Genomic DNA, 22,509 nt, shown 5'->3' with positions numbered 1-22,509 from the left:
TCTCTTTGATAAGTGTGATCGATTAAAATTAAGTTTGGTAATACAAAATAATAGGCGGACGATATTATTATCGTCCGCCTATCTAAACAATCGTAATTCTATAGAGAGTGTCGACACGCCCTAACTTTAGTTATTTTCTTTAGCTTCAGCCTTTAGTTTAGCTTCAACAACCGCGATTGCTGTCATGTTTACAATGTCAGAAACAGAACTTAAACCCATTTGTAGTAGCTGTAATGGCTTATTCATACCAAGTAAAATAGGTCCTAACGACTCAGCTCCACCATAGGCTTGCAATAATTTATATGCAATATTTCCTGCAGCAAGTTCTGGGAAAATTAGAATATTCGCCGACTTTTTCAATGTTGAAAAAGGGTAATTTTGCTGGCGAATTTGATCGTTGATCGCAACATCTGCACTCATCTCTCCGTCGACTTCTAAATGCGGTGCTCTTTGCTTCACTATTCTCGTTGCCTCTTTCATTTTCAAGGCTTCTGGGTGCTTTGAGTTTCCGAAGTTAGAAAATGATAACATTGCAATACGCGGTTCAATATCAAACTGTTTTGCTTGCTCAGCGCAAAGAATGGCGATATTTGCCAAAATTTCGGGATCGGTATCGACATTGACAATAACATCAGCAAATAATTTGATGTTGTTGTTGACAATCATCATATACATTCCTGCTAAGGTCTTAGCTACAGGAGAGGTACGCAAAATTTGTACGGTTGGACGTATTGTTTCAATATACGAATGATTAATACCAGCAACCATTCCATCAGCTTCATCTAGTTCAACCATCATTGCCGCCAATCTCATTGGTGATGTAAGAAGCTCTTTCGCCTGTAATAAAGTCATTCCTTTTCTTTGGCGCAAACGACAATATTCATTAGTGTATTCCTCAAAACGCGGGAAATTATGTGGATCGACGATTTCAATTCCCTCTGTTGAAAGGTTTAGCTCTTTAATTTTATTGAGTATTTTTTCTTTATTTCCAATAAGAATTGGTTGTGCAATACCTTCTTCAACAACAATATTACTTGCGCGTAGAATTTTTTCATTTTCGCCTTCAGGGTATGCAATGCGTTTCGCTGAATTCTTAGCTTTATTGATCATTACTCGCACAATTTCCCGCGATTTACCCATACGGAATTCTAGTTGATTCTTGTACTCTTCAATATCAATATTAACACGTGCAACACCTGTGTCCATTGCTGCTTTCGCTACAGCTGATGCCTCCCATACAATTACACGTGGATCAAATGGCTTTGCAATAATATAATCGCGACCAAAACTAAATTCTTCTTCTCCATAAGCTTGCGCAACTGATTCTGGAACTGGCTGACGCGCAAGCTTTACAAGAGCGTGAGTAGCAGCAATTTTCATTTCTTTATTGATGCATTTTGCTTGAACATCTAACGCTCCGCGAAATATAAAAGGAAATCCCAAAACATTGTTTACTTGATTAGGATAATCCGAACGTCCTGTCGCCATAATAACATCATCTCTTGCACTTTTGGCATCTTCATAAGATATTTCAGGGTCAGGGTTGGCAAGGGCAAAAACAATAGGATCGTTACTCATCGAACATAGCATTTCTTTTGAAACAACGCCACCAACAGAATAACCAAGAAAAACATCTGCGCCTTTCATCGCATCCTCTAAAGTGCGGCATTCGGTATCAGCCGCGAACATAGCCTTGTAAGGATTAAGTTCATCTTCTCTGTTTTTATGAATAACTCCCTTACGATCGCACATGATGATATTTTCTTGCGTTACTCCGAGATCAAGATAATGACGAATACCTGCTATCGCCGCAGCACCAGCACCATTGATAACTATTTTAATTTTAGCAATATCTTTACCAATAATATCAAGAGCATTGATTAGCGCTGCACCTGAAATAATTGCTGTTCCATGTTGGTCATCGTGGAAAACAGGAATGTTCATGGTTTTTTGTAGCTGTTCTTCAATATAAAAACACTCAGGAGCTTTGATATCTTCAAGATTGATACCACCAAAGGTTGGTTCAAGTAATTGCACTGTGCGAATAAATTCATCAGCATTTTGTGTGTTTAACTCTATGTCAAAAACATCAATGTCTGCGAATTTCTTAAACAGTACTCCCTTACCTTCCATCACCGGTTTTGAAGCAAGTGGACCAATATTCCCTAATCCCAAAACAGCTGTACCATTTGAAATAACGCCAACTAAATTTCCTTTTGCTGTGTAATCGTAAGCATCTTGGGGGTTCTTTTCAATTTCTAAACACGGGTGTGCCACACCAGGTGAGTATGCAAGCGAAAGGTCGCGCTGAGTTAGGCATTCCTTGGTTGCTGTTACTTCTATTTTTCCTTTTCGTCCTTTTTTATGGTAATGAAGTGCATCTTCTTTTTTGATCATCAAATCATCCTCTTTGTTGTAGGATATGGTGAAAATAATTTACCACTACACCCTAATATTGTGAGCAAATCTTTCTTTCTATACGTCTTACATTCTAGCAACTAAAAAATATTGTACTATTTGCGCAAAAATTTTGGAAACTTTTTATCGTAAAAATGCTCTAATAGAAGGACTTTTTTACAAAGTTAACTGACCACATTAAAAATTAAACTCTTGTGACATAAAGGACTTTTATGAAAATCTACGTTTTTGTTTTGTTAATGATATGCTCATGTTTTGCAGATATACCTTTTAGGATAAAACAAGAGAAGGTCAATACTGTTGGCAATCATCTTGAAATCGGATTCGAAGGTAATACCAACAATCTCAAACTTAGTGTATACAAAATCGCCAATGAAAATAATTTTTTAGCTAGCCAAAACAACTTTCATAAGTTACAAATCGAAGACAGTAACATTCGCCCAAAATTAAATCATGCGATAAGCACTTCTTCACTTACCACAAAGCCTAAAATTCATGGGAAAAGCATAGAGAACAGCCAGTTTTCATTGGTGGCATATGTGCAAAACCCAAAATTACAAGAAACACGTGGTGACGGTTATAAAAAATTATTTTTCCCCTCTATTAAAAATGCAGGTTTGTATTTGGTAGAATGTCGTCGAGATAATTACATTGCTTATTCTCTGGCGGCAATTACTAACTTAGCAATCATAACGCGTCGCGACCAACAACAACTTATTGTTTATAGTGTCAATCGCAGTACAGGACAACTTTTTGCAAACAGTAATGTTTCTGTATATCGCAATAACAAGCTAGTTGAAACACGAACGAGTAATCACAAAGGTATCGCTCATTTCAATATCCACTATTCCCCACAATTATTAGTAACAGCTAAAGTTCAAAACAATTTCACCATTGACGATGCAATGTTTTTTCCATCGATCGTCGATGTGCAGAAATGCTATATTTTTACAGAGCGTCCACTTTATCTTCCAGGAGAAAAAGTTTATTTTAAAGGTATTATGCGCTCACAGCGTGGCGGTGAATACTTTCTATCAAAAACAAATTTCACTGTAAACTACACGATAAAAGATGCCCAAGATAATAAAGTCGCCAGTGGTAAAACTACCGCTATCTCTGGCATTTTTTCTGGTGAAATTGATCTTCCTAAAGAAATGTCTCTAGGCACATGTTTTTTGGAGTGTAAAGGACTCAATAAAGTTTTTCAAACTGAATTCCAAGTTGAAAAATTCCAAAAACCTAAATTCAAAGTAAGAATTGTTGGCGACGAAAAAGCAATTCTCATGGGGCAAAAAGCCAACTTTAAAGTAAATTGCAATTACTACTCTGGTGGTGAGATAACAAAAGGTCGTGTAAATTATGAACTTTATAAAAGCGCATTTCATCAACCACTATTTGAAGAAGTAGGTTTAGATCAATTTTATAGTAAAAATGAATTCAGATCATTTAAGCCTCAATTAGTTAAAACAGGAAGTGTTGATTTAAAAGACGGTGGACTATCACTATCATTTCCCACAGATAAAGATCAATTTAGCTACAACTATCGTTTACAAGTATCGGTACGCGATGAAGCAAGAAATTCTGCCTCGGGTTCGGGTTCCATAAAAGTAGAACGTTATCCTACAAAACTGGACATGAAAACAAGTAAGCAACTTTACGCTCTTGAAGAGCAAATTATTGTTACTGTAAAAGCAGTTGACATTAACTCTAAGCCTATTATCACTCCTTTTCGCATCAAGGCTATAAGAAGAGAGCGCTTGTCATTGCAAGGTGGCAACACAGAAACGGTTGAAAAATTGCAGGAAAAAATATTTTTCACCTCTGAAGGTAAGACTGACAAAGATGGTAAAGCTATAATTGAGATTCCGGCAGCACTTAACGGTGCTATTGATATTGAAATTGAAGCTATAGGTAGCGAAGGCCAAATAAGTAAAACAGTATGGGTGAGTGAAGGAGATGCGCCTCTTTCTTATAGTGGTGATTCTATTCTCCTTGTCGCTGACAAGAAAACATATCGAGTGAATGAGACCGCTCATATTCTTGTTGTTTTACCAACGAAAAAGATCTCGCCTCTTTTAACTGTTGAAGGAGTTGATCTTCTTGAATACACAGTTGTAAATATTAGTAAAAATAGCTACGTTTTTAAACTTGTGATTACCGAACAAATGTCACCAAACATCTATTTTAAAGCAGCGGCAATATATCGCAACGGATTTATGGAAAGCAAACATATGATTGTCGTTCCACCGCAACACAAAATCCTTGATGTAAAAGTAAAAATAGATAAGAGTAACTATCGACCTGGAGAAAAAGCTACTTTCGATATTACTACCATTGACCATAAAGGAAAACCAGTAACAACAGATTTCTCTATTGGTGTTGTTGATCAGTCAATTTATTCTTTAGCAAGCGATCGCAACGCTTTGTTACATCAATTTTTTTACCCCTTGCGTCGCGAAAATGTAAACAGTGGTTCGTCTATTCGTTTGTTATCATATGACTATGCCAAGCTGTCATCGCGTCTCCCAGCACCAGTTATAAAAAAACTTTTTAGTAATTTAAAGAAAAAAATGAGTGCAGTGAGGAGTGATTCTCAACGGCGACCTTCTGAAAACACTATGGATGAAGAAGCTGATGATATGGCTGATGCGGTTAGCGATGAAAGCGAAGGCGCATTGTTTGAGGACTCGGATGAATCGGAAGCACCAGCGCCAGCGTCAGAACCCGTGCCACAGGCATCAGCGCCGCGAGGTCGATCTGCAGAGAAAAAAGAAAGTCCAAAAAAACAACAAAACGCAGAAAAACAAAATGCACGTAAACTTTTTAAGACAACAGCTACATGGGTTGCCTCCACAACTACCGATCAAAATGGCCACGCACAAATTTCTTTTGATTTCCCTGATAATCTTACTGATTGGCGCGTTGTAGTAAGAGCAGTTGATGGTAGTACGCGTGTAGGGTACTTAGAACAAGAAGTTTCGACCCGTAAACCACTCATGGTATCACTTACTCGCCCGCGCTTTTTAGTAGAAGGTGATAAAGGCACTACAAGCATAAGAGCACGTAATGCCACAAAAACAAAACAAGAATTATTACTAGGCTTACAAAGTTCTAAGCACATTGAGTTTTCAAAAATTTCTTCAGAGAAAAAAGTAGTAAAGGTCGGTAAATGGTTAAATCAAAATATTTCTTTTGTTGCTAAAAATAGTGGAATAGCTAAAATAAATTCTTCGGTCACAGCAAAACAGTATAGCGATTCAAAAAACGAAGAGATTCGCATTTTACCACATGGTATTCTTAAAAGTTATGGTTATAGTGGTCGTTTACTACAAAAATCTCAACATAAATTTACTCTTCCAGAGAACACTACCCAAAGTAAAGTTACAGTGCGAATTTTACCGGGATTTTTAGCGGCAATACAAGAATCAACACATATGCTACTTGAATATCCATACGGGTGCGCTGAACAAACCATGTCGAGATTTATGCCAAATATTGTGGCTAGTGAAATTATGCAGAAAATGCAAATGGAAATAGATACAGCTACATTACAAAAGAATGTGAACGCTGGGGTAAATAGATTGATACAGCTACAAAACAAAGACGGTGGCTGGGGATGGTGGAATAGCAATGAAGCTTCGCATCCAATGCTGTCAGCGTATGTTGCTTTAGGGCTTATTCATGCTAAAAATTTAGATTATGAAATAAACGTTCAGGTTTTAGAGCGCGCATTAGTTTTTCTAAAATCTAGTCTTAAAAATAGCGCAGTCAACTATGCAACCAAGGCATATACAGCATACGCCTTGTCTTGTGCGAAAAACTTACCACAAGGAGCTTTAGACGCAATTTTTGACCAAGAAGAACGTTTAAAAGCAGATAGTTACACTCTATCACTACTTACTTTATCTTTCGTTCAGCAAAATCGTAGCGCAGAAGCAAAAATTTTAGCGAAGGAAGTTGCAGAAAAAAGCCAATTCTCTGGTGATAGTTTTCCTTACTGGGGCGACACTAATGCTGTTTCGTGGAATAAAAATGCTATTGAAGTTACAGCAATGGCTATTCGCGCTCTTGTTGCTAGTGATTCGAAAAACAAATTAATTGTTCCTGCTCTTGAGTGGCTAATGTCAAAACGCAAGGATCGTGGCTGGAATTCAACAAAAGATACCTCTGAGGTAGTACTAACTTTGTGTAGTTATCTAAATGCGCATGGTGTCCAAAAAGGCACTTCAACAAAAGTTACGATAAGTGCAAACGGAAAGTCGCATGTGGTGGATGTGAGCAGCTCTGGAGTTACTCAAGTTTTTTCTAGTTTACAACCAACAACAACTCTGGACATTCACAGTGATAACAACAGCGCTTATTTGTATTATACTGCTCATATAGAATACTTTACAGCAGAAAAAAATATTTCCGAAACAACAAGTGGCATGGCAGTTAAGCGCTCCTATTTCACCTTACATAAAGACGAGACACAACAAAATTACACTCGTAAACCACTGGGAAAAGATATATCGCCAGACGATATGATCATGGTTGAATTAGAAATTGACTGTTCTCAATCAAGAGAATTTGTCATGCTAGAAGATCATGTGCCTGCGAGTGCTATTGTCATCACAAAGGATCGCCTGTTACAAATGAATTCGAGTGTAGAATCTCAATATACCCATCGCGAATTCCACGATGCGAAAACTATTTTCTTTTTTACTAACTTAAAACAAGGTAAACATAAAGTTTATTATTTCTTTCGTCCATCGATTGCTGGTACTTTTCATGCACTTCCAGCGATTGCTTCATTAATGTATTATCCTGAAATACGTGGTAACTCGACGGAAAAAATATTCACAATTAAATAGAGGAGAATGTTATGTACGGTCCAGCAATTGAATCTGCTGACGTATTAGAAAGTACAGCAAACGATATATACAATGCACGGTTATTTGGAAAAATACAAGCATTAGGAGGAATACAATACTTGTATGTGCTGGCTGTTTATCGTGCTGGAGAAACAGCTCCATGTACATTCATTACTTCAGAAGTAAATTCTATGGCCGATGCTTTTGGTGGAGGTTCACATTTTTTGTGTGCCTTTGCTGATGGTAGTCATTTAAATTTTGGTTCGAGCGATGAGTGGGCTGTCTTAGAAAAATTTAAAGAGAAAGCTTTCCAAATGGCAAAGGAATATGTAGAGAAGGGAAAATTCAATGATTAGAATGATAATCATCACGGTATTAGCACTATCGTGTGTGCTATATGCCTCAGAACAACAAGCAGCTCCTACTGTAACGATTAAAACTCCTAATGGAGGACAATCTAGCAAGCGCATGGTTGAAGTTAGCGGAACGATTAGTGACACAAACATCTCTCGCGCTTACATTGTTATCAATTCTTCTGCTAATTTGTTTGACGTTTCTGGAGGACAATTTAAGTACTCTGTTGTTTTAGCTCCAGGAGAAAATGTTATCCAAATTCTAGCGGAAAACGAAGGTGGTCTAGGACGCGATACTATTGTTATTCATTCCCAAGTGCCTAAACGCGATGTTAAAATTCTAATGACATGGGATACTGCAACAGACATTGATTTACACGTGATAGATCCTTCAGGAGAAGAAACATACTACTCTTCTAAAGAATCAAAAATAGGTGGTCAATTAGACCACGACGACACCAACGGTTTTGGTCCTGAGACCTTTATGCTTTCCAACGCAATTAATGGAAAATATATTGTAAAATCAAAATACTACGGTGGTAGCGATGGACAAACGCGTGTTAAGATTACCGTTGTGCTGTTTGAAGGGACTTCAAAAGAGTCGAGAATAGATTATTATCGCTTGTTGTCTAAAAAGAGTGAGTTTGTCGAGGTTTGTTCTTTTTCTGTACAGCAATAAATATTAAGACGAAGTCGCTACTTTGTTTTAGGACTTAGTTTAACACTATTTAGGGCGTGTCATCATTTAAAATATTGTGTGTTTTTTCGAGCCCGAGCCCGTTTGCGAAACTTTCACTAACAATTTATCAAAGAAGCAAAGTTTCTTTTTCCATCGCAAAAAACTAGTATTGAACCAATAAATCACTTTCTGTCGCTCTCAAAAAGTTTTCGGGCGCGGGCTCGCAAACGGGCTCGGGCTCAATACTACAGGCGTATCATTAAATGAATCCGTTATATTTTTATCTGTATTGAATGATGACACGCCCTAACAGATTTCTCAGAAGTGTTCTGAGAAATCTGTTAGATTACTCATTGGTAATGACAGTTCTCTATGAGTAGGTAAAAACTCGTTCACATTTATCATTTACAGACAAATTGTAGTTAAAGAGATAATTTGGGTTGCTTCGAAGGGAATAAGCTGCCGATTAAATCAAGAATTCTAAGTGAAGCTAACAATTGATACAGTTTACAACCTTCAACTTTGGAACAAAACAACCCGCCAAAATAAAGGAGATGTTAATGTCAGACCAAAAAATTTTTCCAGGCCCTTCAAGTCCTTGGTGGTGGCAAACAACTGCTCTTATAAGAAACTCTTATGGTCTTTTAGATAAATGTATAAATAAATACGGAACACCTTTTAGTATGAAAATAAATCCGCAAACGCAATTTGTTTTTTTCGATTCACCTGAAGCAGCACGTGATATTTTTACCGCAAATTACAAAGATGTTTTTGCTGGACCAATTAGCAAGCCATTAGAGCCACTCCTAGGTTCCAAATCATTACTTCTTATTGATCACGATGAGCATCTACGAATGCGGCGTTTTATGACACCTCCTTTTACTGGTAATGTAGTGCGTGATTACGGAGAAATTATTCGAGATATTACAGTTGTAAACACTGGTAGTTGGAAAAAAAATTCGCGAGTGGTAATACAAGACACAATGCAGACAATATCTTTAGAGGTTATTCTTCATGCGATTTTTGGATTAAAAGAAGGAAAGCGTTTTGAAAAATACAAACAACTTTTAGTGAGCTATCTCTCTATTTTTAACGGTAAAAATGCACTTTTCTTGTATATTCCCAAATTACGTAAGAAATTTTTTAGACCGTGGGCAAAATATTTGGGTGTGGTAAAAGAAGTGAATGAGTTGATTTATGAAGATATAAAGTCGCGGAGAAAAAATCCTCAGCAACATGACATATTTTCGCGCCTTCTTGCTATCTGCGATGATGATGGCAATGGAATTTCTGACCTGGAATTGCGCGATCAACTTTTGACTTTACTATTAGCTGGTCACGAAACAACTGCAGCATCTTTGTCATGGAGTTTGTACTGGATTCACAAAACCCCTCAAGTTCTGCGTAATCTATGCGATGAATTACAGCCATTTAAAAATGATTTCAATATTGATAACATTGTCAAATTACCTTTTCTAGATGCTGTATGCCGCGAAACTTTACGCCTATATCCAATTGTTCCAGCTATTGGCCGCTTATTACAACAACCACTAACAATTATGGGACACACACTTCCAGAAAAAACCGCTGCGATTTTAAGTATTTACCTTACACATCGTAATCCCGATTTGTATTCAGATCCACAATTGTTTTTCCCTCAGCGTTTTATCGAAAAACAATACAATTCTTACGAATTTGTTCCTTTTGGTGGTGGTGCGCGACGTTGTTTGGGAATGCATTTTGCTTTGTACGAAATGAAAATTGTAATAGCCCAAATAATATCAAATTTTCAGTTACAACTAGCTAATGACAAAACTGTTATTGCTGTACGTCGTGGAGTGACTTTTTTTCCAAGTGGCAAAGTTCCAATGATTGTAAAATAGCTTTTATTACGCTTTAATGCAACGGTAAATCCTACTATAAAGGTTTGGGCACACTCTTTATATACTTAGACACAACAAAGTAAAATAAGTTCCATTTTTGCTTTCTTATGTCTAAGATAATTTTCTGTTATGTTTTTAGCTAAACAAAAGACAACATTTGAACATTTTTGTCGCTATTTCCAGTAAAGCTTTGTAATACTACTTTATAACGTATATTTCGATCCCGCTTGTATCAATAGTGAACGCTGTGCTAAAAATTTCTACTCCGTTTAGTTCTCTGACCATGCCATTTACCTGGAAATCTAACTGACATTTCCCTGTTGTTGTCCAGAAATTATAAACACTAGAACGACTTCCTGATTTCATACTAAGTGGAATATGATAGTAACCTTCCGGTTGAAGTCTGACATGCTCTCCGTATATATACTGCGTAGTATGCATTTCTACTGTGTTTATAGATAAAAAACCTGCACCTTTACCTTTTATACTGTTGTAACCACTATCTTTTCCAATCTCAAATACAACTTGATGTTTGGAATTGTTCAAAAGAAATAGATCTATAATAATAATAGGTGGAGATTTGAGTTCACCTCTCACTCTTGGCGATTTTTTCTTCCATTGCTTCAATTTAGTTGAAAATTCGGCTGATGTCATTCCATCTAAATCAAGTTTATATGTATCTTGCTTTACAGCAAGTACGATATCAATAGCATTGAGTATCTCAAGCTCTTTTTCCGTAGCGATGACACCTCCACTGCCAGACAGACTTCTGATATAAAAAGCTGTTACTAGTAAATTTTGATATTGCTTTGTAATAGTCAACTTGCTGCGAATAGTTTTTGTTTCTTTGTGTGTTCTCACTGCGTATTGCAAAAGCATATCTTTAACATGTCCATTGATTTTTAATGCCGGTAATTTTTGCATATAGTTGTTTTGAGGAATTGTATATGTTTTTCCATTTGTTGTGAGTTTACCTACTACAACATAATTGTGTTTGGCTTTTAGCGATATTAAGGTTTGTTTTGTAGAAATTGTCATTTTTTTTTGCTTTTTTTGATCGTAGTGCGTTGTATCTACATCAGCTAAAACTATATCGATAACCATATTTTCAGTTTCGTACGAACCCTTAGATTCAACTGAAGCGTTGCAAATTACAGAATAAACAATAGCTGTTAAAATCATTATAATGTTGTTCATATTATCCCCTTTTTCATATAGATGATTTTTTGTAATCCAAAATTGTGTTAAAGCGAAAAACAGGGTTTTATTGTACAAAAACATTGTCATTAAAATTTCATGGCTTAGTCATTCTTCTGTAATTTTTTGAGCATGTTTTGGTGAATAATTTTGGGAGTGTTTTTTGAAGTAGGAAGATAAATAGGAGGAAGAGATGTTTTGAAATTTTATATTTTAAAATACAAAAGTGTGTTTGCAAATTCAAGCAAACACACTTTGAAGATTATACTACAAGTTAGAATTTAAAACCATTTTTTAGTAACGGTAATGTTCTGGCTTGTAAGGTCCTTCACTTGGAACATTTATGTAATCCGCTTGTTCCTTGCTAAGTTTTGTTAATTTACCACCTAGCTTTTCAACGTGTAAACGTGCCACTTCTTCGTCAAGTTCTTTTGACAAACGATATACACCTATTTCTTTATCTTCTTTCCATAGGTCTATTTGCGCAAGCACTTGGTTTGTAAAACTATTTGACATTACAAAACTTGGGTGTCCTGTTGCACATCCTAGGTTTACAAGACGTCCTTCAGCAAGAAGAAACATCGAATTTCCAGATGGAAAAGTGTACATGTCAACTTGTGGTTTTACATTTGTGTGTTTAACTCCAGGAAATTCAGCTAGCGCTTCTACTTGAATTTCATTATCAAAGTGACCAATATTACACACAATAGCTTGGTCTTTCATGCTTTTCATATGATCTATAGTAATAATATCTTTATTACCTGTTGTAGTCACATAAATATCAACGTGAGGAAGAGCATCTTCAACAGTAACAACTTTGTATCCAGCCATCATAGCTTGCAAAGCACATATAGGATCAATCTCGGTTACCCATACTTGTGCGCGGTGTGCTGACAAAGCTTCTGCACAACCTTTTCCAACATCACCATAACCACATACTAATGCTGTTTTACCTGCAATCATTACATCTGTTGCTCTTTTGATCGCATCAACTAAAGACTCACGACATCCATAAACGTTATCAAATTTCGACTTAGTAACTGAATCGTTTACGTTGATAGCCGGCAGTAACAACTCTTTGTTTTCTAGCATTTGGTATAAACGGTGAACACCTGTTGTTGTTTCTTCTGAAACACCTTTGCAGTCTTCTATCAGTTTATGGAAAAAGTTTGGATTCTTTGGAATAAACTCTTTAAGTAGGCTATTTACGATTTGTAGTTCTTTATTGTCTGTAGGAACATCAAGAATACTCATATCGTTTTCTGCTTGGTAACCACGGTGCATCATTAGTGTCGCATCGCCACCATCATCAACAATCAGATTTGGACCTTTGCTGTCAGGCCATACCAAAGCTCTAAGTGTAAACTGCCAGTACTCTTCTAATGTTTCACCCTTATAAGCGAAAACAGGTACACCACTTTTTGCAATTGCTGCTGCAGCATGATCTTGGGTTGAAAAAATATTACAACTTACCCAGCGAACATCTGCGCCAAGAGCTGTTAAAGTTTCAATAAGAACAGCTGTTTGAATAGTCATGTGTAAACTACCCATAATGCGAGCACCAGCAAGAGGTTTTTCTTCTCCGTATTTTTCACGGCAAGCCATTAAACCAGGCATTTCGTATTCTGCAATTTGAATTTCTTTACGTCCAAAATCTGCTAGAGATATATCTTTTACGAAATAATCTTCTGTTGTGGACATTGGTGTTGGTATCAACATTTTTTTCTCCGTTTTGAAGTTGTTTACGTTTATTTTTTATAAGTATAACTTCTCTTTTAGGAGATAGCTATCAACCTACAGTTGAATTTATTAGCGCGTTTGTTGTTTTCCCAAATCCACTCTTAGATAAAAAAGTTTTACAATACTTTTTAACCTTTTGGGATTATGCGCATCTCTATTAATAAGTAAGGAGTGGTTAAAAATAATATACCAGATTTTATATAGAAATCTTATTCATTAACTAGGTATTTTGAGCGCGCATAGCTGTAGTTCTGTAAGTGAAGAATAACGACGTAGATGGATAAAAGAGCATGTGAAATGGTAAATTATTTTCCGCCACTTCCCTAAGTTATATAAATCGCAAATTATGAGGAGAAGTACTATGAAAGTAATTATATTTTTTACATTAATTGTTTTTTGTATCGCAGATGAGTCTGTTGTTAAAGAAGATCCATTTTCATGGGATAAAGTCTATTTAAATATAGAAACAAGTGATTATCAAACATTTAAGTTATGGTTACAAAACGACAACACAACAGGTCAAACAGTAAAATACAAAACAGCAATCAAAGTAGAAAAAAAAATCATAAAAAATGGAAAAAAAAGCCGTGCCTTGAAACTACCTGCAAAGCAAGAAGTCTTTGTTGGTACTTACCGACTCAATTCGCAAATTTGTGGAAGAGTCTATGGTTACATCAGGATTAATAATAAAGTAATTATAAAGAGTGAAGAATTAAATACAATGTCTGTTCCATGGAATGATGAACAGTATAAACAAAATAGTCGTGAAGCAAAAAGAATTTGGGAAAGAAGGAAAAAAAATCGCAGAAATATCCCAAAACAGCGGTAGGTTTTGTGTAAATTATTGAAGATTATTGAGTAGGATAACAAACCTAGAATTATAATAATCCAAACTTAGTTTAGGATGGTCATTAATTAAGAAAAACCCCTGGCTTGCTACGCTTGTCTCTTCTTCCTCTAGGAAGAAGAGACAAGCGTTTACTTAGTAAAATAAAGCATCAAATTGATGCGTACCAAAAGTAAATAATTATTTACTTAGGAGAACATCGCATAAGAATTATATTCTTAATAAGGTAATACATACTCGTTTTAATCGCTTAGCTATGGCAAAACTGTTCGAAATTCTCTAACTGCTGTATATCTGACTTCTAGTATACCCTTGTTATTTTTTTAATACTAGATTTCTCTCATCGAGACAAGTCAAAAACTCAGTAAAATTAAAATTTTCAAAGAACAGTAAAGAAGCTATAAAAAATAAGGTTAAGAAGTAAATTTTAAAGGATCAAAAGACGTATTTTTATGAAAAGTAGTCCAAGCCCAAATAAGAATTTTACGAGCGCAAGCAATAAGAGCAAGCTTCTTGTGCTTGCCACGAGAAACAAGACGATTAAAAAAGGTGCGAAGAGGACCTTTTGTAGTTCCGTAAACAGCTCCGAGAGCTCCAAGATACAGCATTTTACGTAAAGAAGGATTACCTTTACGAGAAATAGCTTCGTGGCATTTAATGCTAGAACCACTAGATCGAGGAACTGGATCAAGACCAACATAAGAAGTAAGTTGCTTTGCAGAACCAAGACCTTGAGTAAGAGAAGTCCAACGATGAAACAGAACAAGAAAGTAAAGAGAATTTTTATCACCAACGCCAGGAGTTTTTTTGAGCTTTTTGACTTGTTCTTTTAAGTCAGTATGCTTCCCAATGTGGTTGTTGATGTCATTCTCAAGGCGTCTGATTTCATCTTGAATCCATTCAATAGATCTTTTGATACTAGCAAGGGCAGAACCTTCGAACTTTAGTTTGAGAAGTAAAGCATTAAGGCGATTTTTTTCACGTAAAAGCGATTGCTGTAACTCTTCTTTACGTTTGAGCATTTCGTCAAGTTGAGCAATGTGTTCTTCTTGAGGTTGCCACTGTGGTAAAGTGCCTTTTGCAATAGCAAAATTAGCAAGTAATCTTGCATCCATGCGATCTGTTTTGGCTCTTATGCCTTCTGATTCAGCCCACTTTCTTACTTTAAATGGGTTGACCATGTTTACAGTCCATTCGTGGTCGAGAGCAAATCTTGCTATTGGTTGCTCATATCCACCGCTTGGCTCTATTACTACTCGTATTTTTTCTAACTCATGTTTTTTTATTATGTTCTTTAACTGTTTTAATAACTTTTTATGACCTTTGTTTTCGTTGGAGAATGTTCCAAGATCTGTTGGCTTATCCTGACTTTTATTTATTATTGCGACATCCAATTTGTCTTGGCTTACATCTATTCCTACTGTGAGAACTGACATTTTTTATTCCTTATCTTATGAATGAAATACCTTTCTCACTGAGTGTTGTTCTCTGGGGACCCTTTGCTACCTGGTATACGAGCTCGGAGCTCTGATTTCTCTACGCTTTCCCAGAGATTTTTGACCTGTCTAACAACGGTTTTGAGAAACCTTTGGCGTTTATTTGTCCGGTCTACTCAAGAGAAGATTATTGATTCTGTCTAAATATCAAGTTTTGCCTTAGGGCGTGTGCGAATTTTATCTTCTCAAAGTAGATTAATTTTGTCAAGATTGATGATACCAGGGCGTGTCATCATTCAATACAGATAAAAATATAACGGATTCATTTAATGATACGCCAGTAGTATTGAGCCCGAGCCCGTTTGCGAGCCCGAGCTCGTTTGCGAGCCCGCGCCCGAAAACTTTTTGAGAGCGACAGAAAGTGATTTATTGGTTCAATACTAGTTTTTTGCGATGGAAAAAGAAACTTTGCTTCTGATAAATTGTTAGTGAAAGTTTCGGAAACGGGCTCGAAAAAACACACAATATTTTGAATGATGACACGCCCTAAGATGTCCTAAAATAATTATTCTTCTTGGCCATACACTTTTTTACTGGCATTTTTTTGTCTGATAAATATTCCTAGTCCTAAGAAACACAACAAAATGTAAGCTGATGGTTCAGGTACTGCTGCGTCTAAAGTAACTAACGCTCCGACGGTTCCGTTTATAGTTGCATCAATGGTTAAGCCTCCATTGAATGTCATTGTTCCTGCTGTCAATATCAGTCCATCCTGGTCTACGGTATAACTATTTCCATTGCGAGCGAAATGCTCCCTTAGTGTATCTCCATCTTGTGCGTTGATTATCTCATTATTGTCCAGTCCTAAAAATCGAAAGACGGCAGGATCATTTAAAGCGTTGAATAATCCTGCCGTATCCACGCGAAATCCATCTTGAAAACTTCCTGCATCGGCTAAGAATACTGTGCCTCCTATTGTCACGGATAAGCTAATAAAGTCTCCGCTATTTCCTCCGGTTAGAATTTGTCCACCCGAAAATGTTAATCCATCACTTATCTCAATTTCAACCTGATCGATACTTAAACCTGTTTGATCAACCCCGTTAATTATTCCTGACTCTACTATCCCATCTACATATGTAAATGTCAATATTTCCGCATTAGTAGGGAGAGTAATAAGAAAACATACAATTAAAAAAATAACTTTGTTCATATTTTGTACCTTTCTGTTCAAACGATAACTAAAAAATTTAAAGGTACTTACCTTCTATTTTTTTATTACACATTATTTAATTAGGATGTGTCATCAATTAAGAAAAATTCTTATATTCTGTCAAAGTTTGAAATTCTAAAGTTAAGAATTTTTTTGTATGATGTCCTCCTGAGTAAACGCTTGTACTCTCAGCTCTTGGAGAGTTGAGGATACAAGCGTAGCAAACGAAGTATGCCGCCATCTAGCCAATCTCAAAAAAATTTTCTCAAAATTTAACCTTTATTTATGCAGCTTCCGAATGACTTTTTTTCTCATTTTTGATTCTTCTACATTTAACGTTAAATCGCGCAATAAATTTGCGATTCTTTGACGATTTTCTCTAGAAAGAGCCATTATTTTGTATTTATCTTGGCTATCTTTTAATAGACGTACAATGCGGCGTAAAGCATTTCTTGGACTATTTCTTGCTAGCTGCAACAAATGTTCTTCTAAACGACCAATATCAATTTTTGCTAAGTCGCGAAAATCAAATGCTTTTCTTGCGGTCAAATCACTATAGTAGTATCCGCATACAACACGCATAGATTGTAAATTTTGCGGGGCAAAAAAATCATAGTTAATCAAATTGAACCCTTCTCCTTCACCAATATGATGTTTCTCTAATTGTTTTCCATCAATAAAAACTTCTAACGGGAATTTAATATTGTCCCGTATCATATTGGTATATGCTTTACCAATTCTCATTTGGTATTTTTTATACGCTACTAAACTAACGTTGATAACAAATGGCCCTTCTCCAGGTTGAATTAAAATGGTGCGATTAATAGTTTGAAATTTCTCAAATTTTGCAATTAATCCATATTTAATTCCTGGACTGAATTTTGCTTGAGGCGTCGCTGTTTCACCATTGATGATAACTTCTTCTGCTGTCACCAATTGTTTTGTTCTTGGATCAAGTATACTAAATGATAGTGGCCTTGGTTTTGCATATAAAGTTTCACGTATCCAGTACGGTTCTTCGCTTGGACTAATGTGAATCGTTTTTTTATTCTCTCTAAACTCATAGCCAGGCTGATCAATCTCTAAAATTTGAGAATTCGGTTTGATTCGATTGCCATGTTCAACACTACGCCCAATTTTTGTGCTGTCAACGAATGTAACTTTATAATCGCCAATGGATTTTTGTTCATCACTTGGAGCAACATCGTATTTTAGATCTACGAGGATTTGCACATGTTTAGCTAATAATTCCATGGAAAGTACATAAGGTCCGACCTCTGGTTGAACAACTATACGCCCTTCATGTAGAAGATAAGCTTCCTTTTCAACTTGAACTTTATATTCTCCAGGAGAAATCATATCACCTTCTTTTACTTGGTGAAACTCTGGATCATCAAGGCTACGCAAGCTAATTCTATGTGGACCTAATTTTTCTGTTGGTTTCACATCGTAAGCTAAATCAACAGAGAGGCGGCGGCGATTAGGATTTAAATGACGTTCCAGTTGAAAGACACCTTCACCAGGTTCTACTTCTATTTTTTCGCGTATTTCAGCGTAGCCTGGATGAAAAATTACCATTTCATAGAATCCTGGTTTGAAACTTTCTTCAGGCACGATATCTCGTTCAGCAAGTGTTAACAATTCTGGCTCAAATATTTCATCTTGCGGAACAAAATCGCTTGTTACCTTTACATTTATTTGGCGAGGTTTTGTTGTCATTGTCTTTTTTACTACAAAAGCGGAAACACCTGCTTTTATCGTAATATCGAAAGAAAGGGGTTCATAGCCTCTTTTTCTTAAAATAACCGAATGATCTCCTGCCTCAAGAACATTTGTTAAATCAAAGACTTCTCCATTTACAATAACTTCATCTAAATCAACAAGAACACCCGGGCGATATTCACCATCTATCTGTAAGCTTAAATGACGAGCACGTGGAGACATAGACACATCTAACGTATAAATGTCCTCTGATGGTTCAATTTTCACCATTTTCGTGATACCATCATAACCTTTCTTTTCGATTTGAACATAGTATTCGCCTGGCTTTACTTCTTCACCTTCTCGTATTTCTACGACATTAAAAAGCACTTTATCTGGAGCTATCTTAATCTCTGGATTTAGGGAATTGCTAATGTTAAAAGCTAATTTTCGTTTTTTAGAAACGAGATTATGTTTAATTGTGTAGCCATACTGACTTGGAGTTATTGATACACGAGAAGTTGACTGTTCATAGCCTGGGACATAGATCACTAAATTATGACCACCTGGACGTACTTTACTAGTACCTGGTATGATATCGACCCCATTTAATGTTAACTGCTGTGGAGAGAGTAGTTTGTCATTATAATCTCCCTTTATCTCCGTTAATATTAAACGTTTAGATGAATTTGGAAATCTCTTAATGACATAATCGTTGACACCAGGCTCAATATTGATGTCTTCACTTAGTGTTCCATAACCTTCTGCTTCTATAATCAAATGATAATTTTTTGGTTTAAAAATAGCTGTTCCTGTTACCTTCGAATCATCTAATGTGACGAGATCAGGGATAATGACCTTTCCATTTTCATTATCCACCAGTGTTACTTTTACAACACGTGGTATGGAAACTAACTGTTTTTCAACAATAAAACTAGTGGTACCTGCTAAAATCTTAATTTCGTCGCTAATAGAATGGAAACCAGGCTTATGAATCGTCAAAGAATGTACACCTGGTTTTATTTTTGTAATATTTTTAACCGGAACCCCATCAACGAGAATTTCGCACTCTTGTAAATTTGTCGCGGCGTCATAATCTGAGGTAATGCGAAAGACCACTTGTCTCGGCAAAGCAATGAGTTTTTGGCTTATCAGAAAAGGGGTTTCAGCTGGATGGATTGTAATTGTTTCTGATAATGGTTTATAACCATCAGCATAGATTTCTAACTGGTAGTTTTCAGGAGCAATCAAATCATTACTTTTGACTATGCTATCAAATGCAATTGTTTTACCTTTTAATCTTATTTTTTGCAAAAAATTCGAGGTTTCAGAGATAACATCGTATTCCAAATCAAACATCAAAGCGCGCTTTTTTGCTTTCATTGTTCTTGTAATGTAAAAAGGTTTTTCTGAAACTTTTACATCCACTGTTTCGCGAATACTTTCATATCCTGTTTTTGCTATAACTAACTCATGCTTTCCAAGTTTAACTTCTGTCGCTTCTTGTAATGTCTCGGTACTAAGAGTCTTGATATCCAGTGGTTCTAAATCGATACCTTTTGGAAATTCAGCTGTTACACTAAGAATAACGCGGCGTTTTTTGGGTTTTAAAGTCGCATTGAAAACATAAGGCTCATTAGCTGGAGGTATTGCACTTTTGAATGTATGTGTCACAAAACCTTTACACTCTACGCGAAAATCATATAGTTTTCGAGGAACAACGGAACTACCATTACGAACTTCAATGTCACCGATGGTGACTTTTACATCTTTCGCTTCTCCGGTAACGCCAAAAATCTTAAATTGAACCTCACGAGGTTTTGCATTAAATTGCCCTTTGATCGTAAATACTTTGTTGCTGGGGGTAACATTAATAATTTTCTCGATCGGATAATACCCAGCCTTATTTAAAACCAACGTATATTCCCCTGGCTTTATTTTATAGCCCTCTTCTGCATTTTGACGATCAATGAGCATTGAATCTGGCTTTATCTTGTTATCTTCATAATCACTTGTTACATCAATAATTGATGTGCGGCGCATAGAAACCATTTCTTTTTTGATAACATAGTGCTTATCGTCTGGAAAGATAATTAACTCTTGCTCTATAGGTTTATATCCAACCTTATAAATTCGTAGAAAATAACGCCCGGGCTTGTATTCTTTAAAAGGCGCTTTTGTTGCTATATCAACGCTTTCTTGCTCTGTTCCATCAAGGATACGCGACAAAGAAATCACATCTGGAGTAATAGTCCGCAAAGTATTATCGGCTGATATATTTGCAATAACTTGCCGTGGAAGAGCTTCCAAAAAACAACGTACTTCTGTTTCTAATTTTCGCGTCGACAGTGATTTCTCTAAATTTTCAATTGGCTTGTAGCCTTTTTTGCGAATATTAACATGAACATCCATTTCATCAGGACTAGGAATAGGGGAAACATCAAAATCAGAAGATATTTTCCACAAAGTATATCTATTCCTTGATGACATATGAACATGTAATACATAAGGCTCGCTACTTGGCTTTATAAATATTTCCTTGGTAAATTTTTGATAACCTGCTTTTTCCACAACTATATTAAAGTGACCTATAACAGCTGTTTCTTCCGTAATATCGATTTTTTCCGCATTCTCCAAGGGAAGTAAATATTTCTTATCAGGGTTTAAATCGCCTGGAGGCATAACATCATAGTCTATTTGCAAGAGAACCTTACGAGGAATAGCAACCATTTCTATATAGTGCCTGTCTTCAGCTTCTCCAGGAACCACGGTAATATTTTTTTGAATTTTTTCATAGCCACTGCGGTTAATTTTTAAAGTGTAGTGACCTGGAAGAAGAACATTTTGATAGTCAATTCGTTCATTATTTTGTAAAAGAACAATATCTTGCCCTTTTAACAAAACGTTTTCTCCTCCCTCTGAAGCATCCGTAGCAAGGAACTGTACCACTCTAAATTTATGTTGTAAAGTGATTCCTTTTGCCACTATTCCATTGTCATTTACGTCTATTTTAGTTTCGAGAGTTTCATATCCTTTTTTACTGATACTCACAATATAGCTACCACTAGCAATCAATCTATTTTTAATAGATTTGTTGGTATCTACAACAACAATATCATCGGCCTCTATTGTCTTTTCAGTAAACAAAGGATCGCTTATTTTAAGAGACAAACGATGCTTAGAAACAGTAGCTTTTTTTGAATCATCATACTCTTTAACTATTTTTCTCAACTCACTTAGTTGTTTTTCGTAATCGATAATTATCTTCTTTTGCGTCGCTATCGTTTCCTTTTGCTTCTCGAGTATTTTCCCGCGGTTTTGATTATAAGAATCTTTTTGCGCTTCATTTTTATATGGCAAAGTGAGGAAAGATAAATTTTTAACTCTGCCAAAAGAAAGATTTTGTTTCTCTAACAAACTAGAATGATTTATCGTAATTTCAACATCGCCAATAATATCACTTTTTTTCAAATCCTTGTCAGTAACTTCAAATTTAATCTTCTGACCATGTGAAATCGAAATTTCAGTGACCACTGTTTCTCTTACTTGATACATATTTTGAAACTTTGGGCTATTGTACAACTTAAGCCATTTGCTGTTTTGCCAGATATAGATAGACAAAATAATGTCTGGTTTTCCGTAAAAGCTATCCCAATGCTTTCCTTTGCTATTTTTTTTCTCCACTGTTATATCGGAGATGTAAACATAATGTTCACAAAATGCATTATTTGAAAACAATAATATTGCAAGAATTACAAAAATATATTTATACATACCTATACCTTCAACACTGTAAGAGTAATATTTTTAAACTAGTACGCTGTAACACCGATTTTAAGCTAAATAACTTGGTCTTTTGGTTTTAAACTTCGTTGCACCTCAGGTACAGAACTACGGCTTTGTGTTTCGTCGCGCCTTGTTAAAAACGCAAAATACACTGCGTTACCTATGCTAAAATAGATGTTACAGTCCACTAGAGGCCAAATCTTTAGCCGAATATTTATAACAATGACGGCTATAACAGTTTATACTGCTTATAAAATAAAGAATTTAAATGAAAGTGTGTTTTTTTCTAGTCGATAACACGCTTAATAAGAAAATATAAAAAATATTTCGAAACGCCTACCAAGCCTAAGGAAAAGTAGAAAAAAATCAAGAGAAAATTAGCAAAACGTTGGTTTTATATACT

General features: G+C 35.8%; 11 protein-coding genes. 5 read left to right on the top strand and 6 right to left on the bottom strand.

All coding sequences use genetic code 11. From position 1 onward, the window contains the following. Positions 1-126: 126 nt before the first annotated feature. Positions 127-2,397 (bottom strand): NADP-dependent malic enzyme, encoded by a 2,271-nt coding sequence (locus tag UABHE_RS22630; protein WP_372365568.1) that lies wholly within the window; start codon positions 2,395-2,397, stop codon positions 127-129. A 233-nt stretch (positions 2,398-2,630) separates the two neighbouring features. Between UABHE_RS22630 and UABHE_RS22625 the strand changes: the two genes are divergently transcribed. The 4 genes from UABHE_RS22625 (at position 2,631) to UABHE_RS22610 (ending at position 10,186) form a co-directional block, all read left to right on the top strand. Next, complete coding sequence (locus UABHE_RS22625) at positions 2,631-7,271, top strand: alpha-2-macroglobulin (protein ID WP_372365567.1); 4,641 nt, start codon at positions 2,631-2,633, stop codon at positions 7,269-7,271. Positions 7,272-7,282: 11 nt separating this feature from the next. Continuing rightward, a complete protein-coding gene (locus UABHE_RS22620; RefSeq protein WP_372365566.1) occupies positions 7,283-7,627 on the top strand; it encodes a hypothetical protein in 345 nt (114 codons plus the stop codon). Then, on the top strand, positions 7,620-8,303 hold the full coding sequence (locus tag UABHE_RS22615) for a YfaP family protein (protein WP_372365565.1): 684 nt from the start codon (positions 7,620-7,622) through the stop codon (positions 8,301-8,303). The genes UABHE_RS22620 and UABHE_RS22615 overlap by 8 nt, the downstream gene beginning before the upstream one ends. A 560-nt stretch (positions 8,304-8,863) precedes the next feature. After that, the gene (locus tag UABHE_RS22610; protein ID WP_372365564.1) at positions 8,864-10,186 is read left to right on the top strand and encodes a cytochrome P450; all 1,323 of its coding nucleotides are present in this window, start codon (positions 8,864-8,866) and stop codon (positions 10,184-10,186) included. Positions 10,187-10,384: 198 nt separating this feature from the next. On the opposite strand, the gene UABHE_RS22605 is transcribed toward UABHE_RS22610, so the two are convergent. Continuing rightward, positions 10,385-11,383, bottom strand: a complete 999-nt coding sequence (locus tag UABHE_RS22605) for a hypothetical protein (RefSeq protein WP_372365563.1) — start codon at positions 11,381-11,383, stop codon at positions 10,385-10,387. 294 nt (positions 11,384-11,677) lie between these two features. Further along, positions 11,678-13,102: an adenosylhomocysteinase gene (gene ahcY, locus UABHE_RS22600; protein WP_372365562.1), complete on the bottom strand. Its 1,425-nt coding sequence runs from the start codon at positions 13,100-13,102 to the stop codon at positions 11,678-11,680. A 382-nt stretch (positions 13,103-13,484) separates the two neighbouring features. Here ahcY and UABHE_RS22595 point away from each other — a divergent pair, with 382 nt between their 5' ends. Continuing rightward, positions 13,485-13,952 (top strand): hypothetical protein, encoded by a 468-nt coding sequence (locus tag UABHE_RS22595; RefSeq protein WP_372365561.1) that lies wholly within the window; start codon positions 13,485-13,487, stop codon positions 13,950-13,952. 431 nt (positions 13,953-14,383) lie between these two features. Here the strand turns inward: UABHE_RS22595 and UABHE_RS22590 are convergent, their stop codons facing one another. From UABHE_RS22590 to UABHE_RS22580, 3 genes are all read right to left on the bottom strand, one after another. Next, positions 14,384-15,406 (bottom strand): IS110 family transposase, encoded by a 1,023-nt coding sequence (locus tag UABHE_RS22590; RefSeq protein WP_372365560.1) that lies wholly within the window; start codon positions 15,404-15,406, stop codon positions 14,384-14,386. 565 nt (positions 15,407-15,971) lie between these two features. Then, positions 15,972-16,619 carry a PEP-CTERM sorting domain-containing protein gene (locus UABHE_RS22585; protein ID WP_372365559.1) on the bottom strand — a complete coding sequence of 216 codons (648 nt, stop codon included), beginning with the start codon at positions 16,617-16,619 and terminating at the stop codon, positions 15,972-15,974. Positions 16,620-16,898: 279 nt separating this feature from the next. After that, on the bottom strand, positions 16,899-22,094 hold the full coding sequence (locus UABHE_RS22580) for a hypothetical protein (RefSeq protein WP_372365558.1): 5,196 nt from the start codon (positions 22,092-22,094) through the stop codon (positions 16,899-16,901). Positions 22,095-22,509: the final 415 nt, after the last annotated feature.

It is taken from the genome of Candidatus Uabimicrobium helgolandensis, from assembly GCF_041508025.1.
Taxonomy (GTDB): domain Bacteria; phylum Planctomycetota; class Uabimicrobiia; order Uabimicrobiales; family Uabimicrobiaceae; genus Uabimicrobium; species Uabimicrobium helgolandensis.
The sequence above is the reverse complement of the archived record's forward strand: the minus strand, read 5'-3'. Positions and strand labels throughout refer to the sequence as shown.